Genomic DNA, 13,016 nt, shown 5'->3' with positions numbered 1-13,016 from the left:
CGGTGCGCGTCGCACCGCCGCCGCACAGGTGGGCTCATGTCGTTGAGCCCGCCGCCTTCCGTCACGGTCCAGCCGTCGCGCGGCGGCCGCCTGATCGAAATCGACTTCTTCCGCGGGCTCGTGCTGTTGATGATCGTCGTCGATCACATCGGCGCGAGCGTGCTGTCGCGCGTGACGCTGCACGCGTTCGCGCTGTGCGACGCGGCCGAGGTGTTCGTGTTCCTCGGCGGCTTCGCGACCGCGAGCGCATACGGCGCGATCGCCGAGCGGCACGGCGCGCGCGCCGCGCAGCGGCGTTTCGTGCGGCGCGCGATGCAGATCTACCGCGCGTTTCTCGCGACGTCGACGCTGATGCTCGTCGTGTCGGTGGTGCTCGATCACTACGGGATCGATGCGCCGAACCTCGCGCTCGACGACGTCAGCGTGATGCTCGCGTCGCCGCTCACGGGCGCCGCCGAGCTGCTGACGTTCCAGCGCCAGCCGTATCTGGCGTCGGTGCTGCCGATGTACGTGCTGTTCGCGCTCGCGTCGCCGGTGCTGGTGCCGTTCGCGCGGCGCCATCCGTGGCTGCTCGTGGCGCTCAGCGTCGCGTCGTGGCTGGCGGCGGGCTGGCTCGGCCCGGAACTGCTGGACACCGACGGTTTCCGCTGGAGCTTCAATCCGTTCGCGTGGCAACTGATGTTCGTCGCCGGCGTGCTCGCGCGCTGCCAGCCGTTCTACCGCCGCATCGCGCTCGGCCGCTGGGGCGCCGCGGCGACCGGGCTCGCATGCGCGATCGTGCTCGGCTGCGCGAGCTACAAGCTGTTCTCGGGGCTGCCGGTGCCGGAAGGCGTGCTCAAGCGCGATCTCGCGCTGCCGCGCGTCGTGAGCTTCGCGGCCGTCGCGTGGCTGATGGCCGATTGCGTGCGCTTCGGCTGGATCGCGCGGATCGCACAGGGCGTGCGGCCCGTCGTGGCGGTCGGCCAGCGCGGGCTGATCTGCTTCGTCGCGGGCGCGGCGATCTCGCTCGTGATCGATTCGCTGCTGCATCCGGCCGTGCGCAGCGCCGATCTGCGGCATGTCGGCGTGGGCCTCGTGGCCGACGCATGCGCGGTCGGGCTGATGATGGCGGTAGCCGGTTCGGGAACGTGGATCGCGCGATGGCGCGGCGCGGCGGCGTAGGCGCGCGACGGATGCGGGCGGCGCGGCAGGCGCCGCGCGGCGTCAGTGAGGTGAGCCGATACGGGAGCGGGGCGTGGCGGATGCGTCGTCGGATTCGGCGTCTTCGCGTTCGTCCTGCGCCGGGTCGTCGCGCTCCGCGAGGACCGCATCGGCTTCGGCCGCGGCCCGGGCGGCGCGCATCGCGGTGCAGCGCTGCGCGTGCCGGATGTCCGACAGAATCCTCAAAAGCCGCGTCGTCTTGCTTTTCATCGTGTTCTCCCGCCAGTGCGCATCGCGCGAAGCGGATGCGTTGCCTGCAACCAGTGTAGGACGCGTTCGCGTGTCTGGCGGGAGAATGTGGCGTGCGAGCCGCACGCCGAGGGATAGTCCTTACTGCGCGGCGGTGGCGGCCTGCGCCTGCAGCGCTTCTTCGCGGCGCTCGTCGGTGCAGCGCTGATGCTGGCGCGACAGGCGGTTCATCAGCGGCAGCAGCAGCAGCGCGAGCAGCATGCCGATCGCGGCGAGCCAGCCGAGCTTCTCGAACAGCGACAGGTAGAGCGGCAGCGATTCGGTGGCCGGCAGTTCGTGCGACGGCATCTGCGCGAAGTTCGCGACGACGCTGCCCAGATACTGCGACACGCCCGTCGCGACGAAATACGCGCCCATCATGAAGCCGCTCATGCGCGCCGGCACGTAGCGGGCGATCATCGCGAGGCCGAGGCCGCTCACCAGCAGCTCGCCGAGCGAGTACAGGCCGTAGCCCCACACCATGAACCACGACGACACGCGGCCGTCGACCGCGTAGCGGCCGCTGATCGTGAACACCAGGTAGCCGGCGGCGACCGCGCCGAAACCGAGCGCGTACTTCGCCGCGACCGGCAGGTCGCGGCCGCCCTTCGCGACGGCGTTGTAGACCCACACGAGCACCGGGCTCAGCAGCATGATCCAGATCGGGTTCAGCGCCTGGAACTGCGCGGCGCTCCACGTGAACAGCGTCGTGCCGAACAGCATGAAGCGCGGATCGACGTTGCGCAGCGCGAACAGCGTCAACGACGTCGACATCTGCACGTAGAAGATGAAGAACAGGATCACCTGGCCGATCAGCACGAGCGCCGCGATCAGGCCCGCGCGCTCCGAGCGCTCCGACTTCGCGATCATGTACGCGAAGATCGCGAGGATCGCGAATGCCGCCGTCCACACGCTCGCGACCGCGAGCTGCTTGTGCTGCAGCACGTACAGCGTGATCAGCGCGAGCCCGACGCCGCCGGCCGCGACCGCGCCGAGGCGCTTCCAGCGGATCGGCTCGTCGTCCGGCTGCGAGCCGACGTGCGCGAGCGTGCGGTGCATCAGCATGAAGTTGAGGATCGCGAGCAGCATGCCGCCGCAGCAGACCGCGAACGCGGTGTGCCAGCCCCAGTGATCCTTGATCCACGGCGTCGCGAGCATCGACACCGTCGAGCCGATGTTGACCGCCATGTAGTAGATCGTGAACGCGCTGTCGATGCGCGCGTCGTCGCCTTCGTAGATGCGGCGCACGAGGTTCGCCGCGTTGGCCTTGAACAGGCCGTTGCCGACGACGATCACGCCGAGCGACGCATACATGTACGTCAGGTGATCGTTCGGCACCGCGAGCATCAGGTAGCCGGCGCACAGCACCGACGCGCCGATGATCATCGTGCGGCGGGCGCCGAGCACCTTGTCGCCGATCCAGCCGCCGATCGACGGCGCGGCGTAGACGAGTGCGGTGAACGCACCCCAGGTCAGGTTCGCGTGGCTGTCGGTGAAGCCGAGCCGGTCGACCATGAAGAGGACCAGGAGCGCGGCCATGCCGTAGTAGCCGAAGCGCTCCCACATTTCGATGAGGAAGACCGTCGTAAACGATCGGGTTTGGGAAACAGGTGAATGCATCATCAATCTCGTTGAAACGGACGGCACGGATCACGCGTCGTCTTGGGTCGAACTGGCGCCGGTGCACAATCGGCCGGATAGGCTTGTGCAGGCGATGGAACAGTCGGGCGGTTAGCCCGGGCCGGGGTCGGACACCGCCTGATGGGGCGGGGAAGGTCCCCGACCGGCGCGCGCATGGTAGCGGGTGCCGGTCCGGTGCGACAGGTGGGCGCTACCTAGGGAAACTCCCGATGTGGCAGCAGCTTTCAGCAACATTCGTCTCATCATCTAGTTGTAAGCATTGGCGCAGGTCCTCCGAAGATTCCCGGAGAGCCGCTTGCAGCTTGCCTGTGAAGCCGGCGAGTCTGGCAAGATAGCGCGTCGTTTCGTTCGCTTCGTGCCCTGTTTAGTGCACCAGGCTCAACACCGAAGACGTGTACGAACCCGAAGATTAAGCTATCTCTAATTAACTTAGTTACTTTCCATCAAACATTTTTTGACGATCACTTTTCGGCCTGCTATGGTTCCCCCCACTGAAAACTCGCGATCGGCAGACGCTGTCGCACTCGGCAGCAAGATTCGCGCGTTGCGCCAACGTCTGAAGCGCACGCTCGACGACACCGCTACCGCCGCGGGGATTTCGAAGCCGTTTCTGTCTCAAGTCGAGCGCGGGCTCGCGTCGCCGTCACTGACGTCGCTGGCCGGTATCGCCCACGCGCTCGGTGTGACGGTGCAGTACTTCGTGGATACGCCGAGTGAAGAACGCTCGGTCTGCCGAGGCGATCAGTTGCGCTTCTTCGGGTTCGCCGATTCGACGAACCTGTTCGCGAGGCTGACGAACGTGTCCGAAGGGCGCCAGCTGGAGGCGATCCTCGTGAGGATGCCGCCGGGGCAGAAACGGTCCGAGGTGACGACACATGCAGGAGAGGAGTTCCTGTACGTGATTGAAGGGGAAGTGTCGCTGACGCTGGAAGGCAAGACGTTCGTCCTGCAGGCCGGTGACAGTTCGCACTATCAGTCGACGGTCCCGCACAGCTGGGTCAACACCGCGAAGATCGAGTCGGTGGTGGTCTGGGTCGGGACACCGAGGCTGTTCTAACGCACAGGTATTCCTTCGTTTCTTCGACGGGATGCCTGTCGAAAGAAATGTAAGGAATACTAACATGCAATACGAGAACCACGGGCCTCCTCAATCGCTGCACCCGTCAGCGTCTCACGCGTAAGCCGCGGCATCCGCCGCGCGACGCTCACCGAACACACCTTCTCAAGACTGCCACGATGAAATCCTTGCATGCCATGTCGGCCGTGCTGGCCGTGCTCGCCCTGACGACGCCCGTCGCCCACGCCGTGACCGTTCCGTCCAACGTCACGCTCGCTCCGCAACAGGACCTGACGCGACAGGTGCCCGCCGAAGTCGAGTCGCTCGACCCCGCGCACATCGAATCGTGGACCGGCAACACGATCGGCCTCGACCTGTTCGAAGGGCTCGCGCGCATCGATGCGGCCGGCCAGGTCGTGCCGGGCGTCGCGCTGTCGTGGGAACGCAAGACGCCGCAGACGTGGATCTTCAAGCTTCGCCACGACGCGAAGTGGAGCAACGGCCAGCCGGTGACGGCCGCCGATTTCGTCTATTCGTGGCAGCGCCTCGTCGATCCGAAGACGGGCTCGAAATACACGATCCTCGTCGAGTTCATCAAGAACTCGAAGGACATCATCGCGGGCAAGGCCGCGCCGTCGACGCTCGGCGTGCGCGCCGTCGATCCGTACACGCTCGAGGTGACGACCGACGTGCCCGTCGCGTTCTTCCCCGAACTGACCGCGATGGCGCCGCTCGCGCCGGTGAACAAGGACGTGGTCGCGAAGTTCGGCGACGCATGGACGCGCCCGGGCAACATCGTCAGCAACGGCGCGTACCAGCTCGTCGACTGGCAGCCGAACAACCGCATCGTGGCGACGAAGGACGCGAAGTACTGGAACGCATCGAAGGTCGTGATCAACAAGGTCACGTACCTGCCGATCGAAAGCGACGAAACCGCGATGCGCATGTACCAGGCCGGCCAGATCGACTACAGCTACTCGATCCCGTCGGGCATCTTCCAGCAGGTCAGCAAGCAGTTCGGCGCTGAACTGCGCCCGGGCCTGCAGCTCGCGACCTATTACTACTACCTGAACAACAGCGACGCGGCGCTGAAGGACAAGCGCGTGCGCCAGGCGCTGTCGATGGTGATCGATCGCGATGTACTGACGTCGAAGCTCACGCAGGCCGGCGAGAAGCCGATGTACGGGTTGATGCCGAACGGCACGAAGGGCGTGCAGCCGTTCACGCCGGAATGGGCGTCGTGGCCGATGGCCAAGCGCATCGCGACCGCGAAGGACCTGCTGAAGCAGGCTGGCTACTCGGACGCGAAGCCGCTGTCGTTCACGCTCACGTACAACACCAACGACCTGCACAAGAAGGTCGCGCTGTTCACCGCATCGGAATGGCGCACCAAGCTCGGCATCACCACGAAGCTCGAGAACGTCGAGTTCAAGGTGCTGATGAAGCAGCGGCATGACGGCAAGGTGCAGATCGCGCGCGACGGCTGGTTCGCCGACTACAACGACGCGATGACCTTCTTCGACCTGATTCGCTGCGGCAGCTCGCAGAACACCGTCGGCTACTGCAACAAGCAGATGGACGCGCTCGTCGACGAAGGCAACCAGAAGCTCGACGACCAGGCGCGCACCGCGCTGCTCACGCAGGCGCACGACATGGCGATGAAGGACACGCCGATGGTGCCGCTGTTCCAGTATTCGGCCGATCGTCTCGTGAAGCCCTACGTGGGCGGCTATTCGCTGAAGAACGTGATCGACATGCGTGCTTCGCAGGACCTGTACCTGATCAAGCACTGAGCGGAGCGATCATGCTGGCCTATGCATTGAGGCGCACGTTGTGGGCGGTGCCGACGATCCTCGCGGTCATCACCGTCTGCTACCTGCTGCTGCATTTCACGCCCGGCGGCCCGTTCGATACGGAGAAGCAGCTGTCCGCCGCGACGCTCGCGAACCTGAACGCGAAATACCACCTCGACGAGCCGCTGTGGAAGCAGTACCTGCTGTATCTCGGCTCGCTGCTGCACGGCGATCTCGGCCCGTCGTTCCGTTACGTCGACTGGTCGGTGAACGATCTCGTGAAGAAGGCGCTGCCGGTGAGCCTCGGCGTGGGCGGCGTGTCGATCCCGGTCTCGATCGTGCTCGGCGTGCTGCTCGGCACCGTCGCGGCCGTGCGCCGCGACAGCGTGATCGACCGCTTCGTGATGCTGATCGGCAACTTCGGCAACGTCGTGCCGCCGTTCGTGCTCGGCCCGGTGCTCGTGTGGATCTTCGCGATCCTGCTGAAGACGTCGGCCGGCAACGGCTGGCTGCCGGCCGGTGGCTGGGGCGACGGCGGCTGGCAATACCGGCTGCTGCCGATCGTGCTGCTGACCTTCATCAACGTGTCGCTGCTCGCGCGCGTGATGCGCGGCTCGATGATCGAGACGCTGTCGAGCAACTACATCCGCACCGCGCGCGCGAAGGGCCTGCCGGGCTCGACGATCGTGCTGCGTCACGCGCTGAAGCCCGCGCTGATGCCGGTGGTGTCGCTGTTCGGCACGGTCTGCATCACGTCGATCACGGCGGCCGTCGTCACCGAATCGGTGTTCGCGCTGCCGGGCCTCGGGCAGCTCGTCGTGAACGGCGCGATCAACCGCGACTACACACTGGTGCTCGGCCTCGTCGTGCTGACGACCGTCTGCGCGGTGCTGTTCAACCTGCTGGTCGACCTCGCGTACGCGTGGCTCGATCCGCGCATCCGTTATTGAGCGAGGCACAGCGATGACTCCGACCACTCCCGTCGTCGGCCTGCCCGTGCAGACCGATTCGCCGCCGCGTTCGCGCTCGCCGCTCGAGCTGGCGTTCGCGCGCTTCCTTCACAACCGCGCGGCCGTGTTCAGCCTCGTGCTGCTCGCGCTGATCACGCTCGCGTGCTTCGTCGGCCCGTGGCTGCTCGCGGCCGATCCCGCCGCGAGCGACTGGGGCGCGATCAGCCTGCCGCCGACCTGGGCGAACCAGCACTGGTTCGGCACCGACGAGCTCGGCCGCGACCTGCTCGTGCGCACGCTGATCGGCGGCCGCGTCTCGATCGAGGTCGGCCTGCTCGGCACGCTCGTGTCGGGCCTGTTCGGCGTCGCGTGGGGCGCGACCGCGGGCTTCGCGGGCGGCCGCGTCGACTCCGTGATGATGCGCGTCGTCGACATGATGTACGCGATCCCGTACCTGCTGATCGCGATCCTGATGATGACCCTGTTCGGCCGCTCGTTCATGCTGGTCGTGCTGACCATCAGCGCGTTCTCGTGGATCGACATGGCGCGCGTCGTGCGCGGCCAGACGCTGTCGCTGCGCAATCGCGAGTTCGTCGACGCGGCGCGCGCGATCGGCGTGTCGCCGGGGTCGATCGTGCTGCGCCACGTCGTGCCGAACCTGCTCGGCGTGGTCGTCGTGTACGCGACCGTCTCGGTGCCGAACATCGTGCTGACCGAATCGGTGCTGTCGTTCCTCGGCCTCGGCGTGCAGGAACCGATGACGAGCTGGGGCGTGCTGATCCAGGACGGCGCGCAGAAACTGGAATCGATGCCGTGGCTGCTGCTGGCCCCGGCCGTCATGCTGTGCGTGACGCTCTACTGCGTGAACTTCGTCGGCGACGGCCTGCGTGACGCGCTCGACCCGAAGGATCGCTGAAGATGGCAGCTCTATTGGAAGTGGAAAATCTCGGCGTGCGCTTCACGCGCAAGGATGCGCCGCCGATCGACGCCGTCAACGGCGTGTCGTTCTCGCTCGAAGCCGGCAAGACACTGGGCATCGTCGGCGAATCGGGCTCGGGCAAGAGCCAGACCGTGATGGCGCTGCTCGGCCTGCTGGCCGGCAACGGCACGACGACCGGCACCGCGCGCTACCGCGGCGACAACCTGCTCGACATGGATACGCGCGCATTGAACGCGGTGCGCGGCGACCGCATCGCGATGATCTTCCAGGATCCGATGACGTCGCTCAATCCGTTCCTGACGATCGAGCGGCAGATGACCGAGACGCTGCAGCTGCATCGCAGGCTGTCGCGCAAGGAAGCCACGAAGCGCGCGATCGACGCACTCGAATCGGTGCGCATTCCCGACGCGGCGCGCCGCATCCGCATGTATCCGCACGAGTTCTCGGGCGGCATGCGGCAGCGCGTGATGATCGCGATGGCGCTGCTGTCCGAGCCGGAAATCCTGATCGCCGACGAGCCGACCACCGCGCTCGACGTGACCGTGCAGGCGCAGATCATCGACCTGCTGCGCGAGCTGAACCGCGAGCGCGGCACCGCGATCGTGCTGATCACGCACGACATGGGCGTGGTCGCCGGCCTCGCGGACGACGTGATGGTCATGTACGCGGGCCGCACCGTCGAATACGCGCCGGCCGACTCGATTTTCGCGGCGCCGTCGCATCCGTACACGATCGGCCTGCTCAACGCGCTGCCGCGGCTGACCGATGCGGACGATGCGCCGCTCGTCGCGATTCCCGGCAACCCGCCGATGCCCGGCACCGCGCCGGCCGGCTGCGCGTTCGCGAAGCGCTGCACATATGCGGAAGAACGCTGCGGCGCCGCGCGCCCGGCGCTCGAAACCTATGGCGCCGCGGGCGCGGTGCGCGCGTGCCACCGCCCGGTGGCCGATCTGACGGGAGGTCTGCGATGAGCGTCGATGAACGCCGCCCAGCCGGCGCGACGGACGACACGCTGCTGTCCGTCGAGAACTTGAAGGTGCATTTCCGTGTGCCGCTCGGCGGCTATCCGTGGTCGCCGAAGGGCACGCTGCGCGCAGTCGACGGCGTGTCGTTCGACGTGAAGCGCGGCGAGACGGTCGGGCTCGTCGGCGAGTCGGGCTGCGGGAAGTCGACGCTCGCACGCGCGCTGATCGGCCTCGTGCCGATGACGGCCGGCACCGTGAAATGGCGCGGCCAGGCCGTCGCGCCCGATCACCTGCGCGGCACCGCGATGCGGCGCGAAGTGCAGATGATCTTCCAGGATCCGCTCGCGTCGCTCGACCCGCGCATGACGATCGAGCAGGTCGTCGCGGAGCCGCTCGTCACGCATCACGCCGGCCTCGGCCGCACCGAAGTGCGCCGCCGCGTGGTCACGATGCTCGAACGCGTCGGCCTGAACGCGCATCACCTGCTGCGTTATCCGCATGAATTTTCCGGCGGGCAGTGCCAGCGCGTCGGCATCGCGCGTGCGCTGATCGGCGAGCCGAAGCTCGTGATCTGCGACGAACCCGTATCGGCGCTCGACGTGTCGATCCAGGCGCAGATCGTGAACCTGCTGCGCGATCTTCAGCGTGAACTGTCGTTGTCCTATCTGTTCGTCGCGCACGACCTGGCGGTGGTGAAGGCCATCAGCCAGCGCGTGCTCGTGATGTATCTCGGCCGCGTGATGGAGTTCGGCACGCGGCAGGACGTGTACGGCGTGCCGCAACACCCGTACACGAAGGCGCTGCTCGATGCGGCGCCGACGCCGGAGCCGGCGCGCGAGCGTGCTCGCCGTCCGATGCTGCTGGCGGGCGAGATGCCCTCGCCGCTCAACCCGCCGTCCGGCTGCGCGTTCCGCACGCGCTGCCCGGTCGCGATCGACGCGTGCGCGCAGGACGTGCCGCTGCCGGAAGTACGGCACGGCTCGGCGGCGCGCGTCGCGTGCATCCGCGCGGGCGCGGCGTGATGTGAAGTGACGCAGCAAACATAACCAAGGCAGGTCAACAGGGGTAGGTGCGGCGCGAACGATCTTCGCGCTGCGGGTACAGGCGCGTCCTTAGCCGGGCTCGCCGGGGGGCTGGAAGCGGATCGCAACCGGCGTGGACGATATCAACACAAGACGAGAATGATGATGAAAAAGCAGAAGACGATCGGGACGGCATCGAAGATGCTGCTTGCATGGGGACTGCCGGCGCTCGCCGGCGTCTCGCTGACGGGTGTCGCGCACGCGGACGACGCGGTGCCGCTGACGGTCGCGCAGGCCGCACCGGCCGCCGGTACGGGCACGGCCGTTGCGCAGGCGCCGACCCAGAACGCCATTGTCAACGCCGAGGCGACCCAGGCCGTCACGCCGCCCGACGAGCCGTCGGCGCAGTCGAAATCGAAGGGCTTCATCGCCGACAGCCATCTCGACTTCCTGTTCCGCAACTATTCGGACATCCTCGACAACAAGGGCGGGCCGCACCGCCATGCGTGGGTCCAGGGCGTGATGGCGAACTTCGAGTCCGGCTATACGGCGGGCCTGATCGGCTTCGGCGTGGACGCGTCGCTGTACGCGGGCCTGAAACTCGACGGCGGCGCGGGCGCCGGCAACATGGTGCACGTGGCGAAGGGCGGCGGCGGGTCGAACCAGCTTGCATGGGCGTACCCGGGCATCTACGACGTGAAGGCGCGCATCTCGAACACGGTGGTCAAGTACGGTCTGCAGGCCGTCGACAACCCGTTCATGGAGCAGCACGACAACCGTGCGCTGCCGCCGACGTTCCTCGGCGCGACGATCGTCAGCAATGAATTCAAGAACGTGATGCTCGAGGCCGGCAGCTTCACGAAGACCGACGCGCGCGGTCATACGACGCTCACCAACCTGACGACGCAATACGGCGGCACGCGCGTCAATCGCCTGACCTACGTCGGCGGCACGTGGGACTACTCGCCGAACGGCGAAGTCGCGCTGTACGCGAACCAGGCCGACGACGTGTGGCACCAGTACTACGCGTCGGTGAAGCACAGCATCGGCAGCCCGCAGACGATCAAGTGGACCGGCTTCGGCAACGTCTACTCGACGCACGACACGGGCGATGCGCTGCAGGGCAAGATCAACAACAACGCGTACAGCCTGTCGGTGGCCGCGCAGCACGGCCCGCACGAGCTGCTGCTCGGCTTCCAGCAGGTGCTCGGCGACCAGTTCTTCGACTACCTGAACGAAACGAACGGCATCTTCCTGACCAACTCGATGGACGTCGACTACAACGCGCCGCACGAAAAGTCGCTGCAGCTGCGTTACACGTTCTACGGCAAGGAAGCGGGCCTGCCGGGCTTCAAGGCGATGGTTTGGGGCGTGACGGGCTGGGGCGCGGACGGCAGCGCGGGTGCGGCGAACGACCCGAGCAAGTCGAGCATCTACTGGAGCAACGGCGCGCCGGTGCAGGGCCGTCACCACGAGTTCGGCTTCATCCCGTCGTACACGTTCCAGAGCGGCAAGCTGAAGGACACGAAGGTCACGTTCATCGCGATGTGGCACAACGGCTCGTCCCACTACTCGGACGCGACCAACAAGGAATACCGTCTGGTCGTGAACCTGCCGCTGCACGCGTTCTGATGCGAAGGGGGCGCAACGCCCCCTGTCCGGACCCGGTGCGGCCGGCCCGCGATCGGTGCGATCAGGCCGGCTTGTGCCATCCCGCTACGGCATCGTTCGCGGCGGGCGTTTCTTCCACGAGCGACGTGAGCTGGCGGCCCGTGTCGCGCCATGCGTCGAGGCCGCCGCGCAGCGCGAGCGCATCGGTGAAGCCTGCATCGAGCAGGCGCTTCGCCATCAGCGCGGCCGTCACTTCGTTCGGGCACGAGCAATAGACGACGAACTTCTGCGTGAGCGGATAGCGCGCGACGATGTCGCCGATCTGGCGTTCGTCGGCGAACTGCGCACCGGGAATCGTGAACGGGTCGAGCTTGCGGTGCTCGGGCGAGCGGACGTCGAGCACCACCGGGGCGGCAGTGTCGCGCAGCAGCACGTCGAGCTCGTCGACGCCGATCCGCGCGTTCGCGAGCTGGCGGATCAGCGCGCGGCGGCGCATCCACCGCACGGCCGCATAGACGGCGAGCAGCGCGACGATCACCAGCAGCACCGCACGGCCGAGGCGGCTCGCGCCGGCGAACAGCCAGTCGATCTGCCGGTAGAACACGAGGCCGGCCATCAGCCCGACGATCGTCCACAGCGCGGCGCCGAGCGCGTCGTAGCCGGCGAACGTGCGGTAGCGCGTGCCGAGCGCACCGGCCATCGGCACCGACACCAGCGACAACCCCGGAATGAAGCGCGCGACCGCGAGCACGCGCACGCCGTAGCGGCCGAAGAAGCGCTCGGTCTTTTTCACGCAGGTATCGCGCGACAGCGACAGCCGGCAGATCGTCTTCAGCGTCGTGCCGCCGTAACGCCGCCCGGCGACGTACCAGACCGTGTCGCCGATCAGCGCGCCGAGCACGGACAGCGCCACGACCGTCACGAGCTGCGAGCCGATCATCGCCGGATGCATCGCGGACATCGCGCCGAACAGCACGAGCGTCGGCATCGCGGGCACCGGCAGGCCGATGGCCGCCGCGAGCACGTTGGCGAACACGAGAAGCGGCCCGTACTGGGCGACGAGGTCACGGAGCATGACGGCTGGCCGAAAAGGAAACGCGTGGGCAGGAAAGGCAGATGGGCCGATTATCGGCCTTTTTCAAGGCAGCGGCGGGAATGACGGAAAGCGCCTGACGGCGGCAGGGGGATGTCGGTGAGCCGGCGCGTGGCACGCGGCTCACCGTCCGGAATCAGGAAGGCGTGCGGGCGAGCGAGGCGGCGCCATGGTTTTCGCCGGGCAGCTCGGCGCCGTGCGAGCGGATCGCGGCGATCAGTTCGGCCGGCGTGATCTCGTAGCGGACCTCGCGATGGATGCCGGGCTTGCGTTCGTCGATCTCGATCAGCAGCACGCTCTTGCCGTCGCCGGTCGCTTCGAGCCGGAGCGAGCGCAGTTCGCGGCCGTCGGCCGGGTCGTGTTCGGTGAGCAGGGTCATTGCCCCGGATGAGCCGGTAGTGCGCATCGAACCTATCCTCGTATCGTGTCGTGGATGCCGGAGCGGCAAAGATGTCTTTGTTGAATACGGCTTGACGCAGTTTAACGCGAACGGGCCGCGACACGGAGCATTTTCGT

Annotated in this window: 12 protein-coding genes; 8 read left to right on the top strand and 4 right to left on the bottom strand. The window is 67.1% G+C overall.

Translation table 11 applies throughout. The annotated features are described in order from the left end of the window. Positions 1-36 precede the first annotated feature (36 nt). Positions 37-1,161 carry an OpgC domain-containing protein gene (locus H0X90_RS16240; protein WP_006490174.1) on the top strand — a complete coding sequence of 375 codons (1,125 nt, stop codon included), beginning with the start codon at positions 37-39 and terminating at the stop codon, positions 1,159-1,161. Positions 1,162-1,203: 42 nt separating this feature from the next. Here H0X90_RS16240 and H0X90_RS16235 read toward each other — a convergent pair whose 3' ends face one another. After that, positions 1,204-1,410, bottom strand: a complete 207-nt coding sequence (locus H0X90_RS16235) for a hypothetical protein (protein ID WP_006490170.1) — start codon at positions 1,408-1,410, stop codon at positions 1,204-1,206. A gap of 120 nt (positions 1,411-1,530) precedes the next feature. Further along, positions 1,531-3,051: a peptide MFS transporter gene (locus H0X90_RS16230; protein ID WP_006490183.1), complete on the bottom strand. Its 1,521-nt coding sequence runs from the start codon at positions 3,049-3,051 to the stop codon at positions 1,531-1,533. 496 nt (positions 3,052-3,547) lie between these two features. Here H0X90_RS16230 and H0X90_RS16225 point away from each other — a divergent pair, with 496 nt between their 5' ends. The 7 genes from H0X90_RS16225 (at position 3,548) to H0X90_RS16195 (ending at position 11,428) form a co-directional block, all read left to right on the top strand. After that, entirely contained in the window at positions 3,548-4,126 is a 579-nt protein-coding gene (locus H0X90_RS16225; RefSeq protein ID WP_006490124.1) for a cupin domain-containing protein, read from the top strand. A 179-nt stretch (positions 4,127-4,305) separates the two neighbouring features. Continuing rightward, positions 4,306-5,919 carry a peptide ABC transporter substrate-binding protein gene (locus H0X90_RS16220; protein ID WP_077189889.1) on the top strand — a complete coding sequence of 538 codons (1,614 nt, stop codon included), beginning with the start codon at positions 4,306-4,308 and terminating at the stop codon, positions 5,917-5,919. An 11-nt stretch (positions 5,920-5,930) separates the two neighbouring features. Continuing rightward, on the top strand, positions 5,931-6,869 hold the full coding sequence (locus H0X90_RS16215; protein WP_006490137.1) for an ABC transporter permease subunit: 939 nt from the start codon (positions 5,931-5,933) through the stop codon (positions 6,867-6,869). A 13-nt stretch (positions 6,870-6,882) separates the two neighbouring features. Beyond that, positions 6,883-7,785: an ABC transporter permease gene (locus tag H0X90_RS16210; RefSeq protein WP_006490122.1), complete on the top strand. Its 903-nt coding sequence runs from the start codon at positions 6,883-6,885 to the stop codon at positions 7,783-7,785. Between the two features lie 2 nt (positions 7,786-7,787). Further along, positions 7,788-8,780 (top strand): ABC transporter ATP-binding protein, encoded by a 993-nt coding sequence (locus H0X90_RS16205; protein ID WP_048988809.1) that lies wholly within the window; start codon positions 7,788-7,790, stop codon positions 8,778-8,780. Then, positions 8,777-9,796, top strand: a complete 1,020-nt coding sequence (locus H0X90_RS16200; protein ID WP_006490168.1) for an ABC transporter ATP-binding protein — start codon at positions 8,777-8,779, stop codon at positions 9,794-9,796. The genes H0X90_RS16205 and H0X90_RS16200 overlap by 4 nt, the downstream gene beginning before the upstream one ends. A gap of 165 nt (positions 9,797-9,961) precedes the next feature. Further along, on the top strand, positions 9,962-11,428 hold the full coding sequence (locus tag H0X90_RS16195; protein ID WP_034178623.1) for an OprD family porin: 1,467 nt from the start codon (positions 9,962-9,964) through the stop codon (positions 11,426-11,428). A 61-nt stretch (positions 11,429-11,489) separates the two neighbouring features. Here the strand turns inward: H0X90_RS16195 and H0X90_RS16190 are convergent, their stop codons facing one another. Next, positions 11,490-12,482: a DedA family protein/thiosulfate sulfurtransferase GlpE gene (locus tag H0X90_RS16190; RefSeq protein WP_006490157.1), complete on the bottom strand. Its 993-nt coding sequence runs from the start codon at positions 12,480-12,482 to the stop codon at positions 11,490-11,492. A gap of 154 nt (positions 12,483-12,636) precedes the next feature. After that, entirely contained in the window at positions 12,637-12,906 is a 270-nt protein-coding gene (locus H0X90_RS16185; RefSeq protein WP_012493620.1) for a hypothetical protein, read from the bottom strand. Positions 12,907-13,016: the final 110 nt, after the last annotated feature.

This window comes from Burkholderia sp. 9775_39, from assembly GCF_015712225.1.
GTDB classification, from domain to species: domain Bacteria; phylum Pseudomonadota; class Gammaproteobacteria; order Burkholderiales; family Burkholderiaceae; genus Burkholderia; species Burkholderia cenocepacia.
Note: the sequence above shows the minus strand (reverse complement) of the source record. Positions and strands in the feature narration are given on the sequence as shown.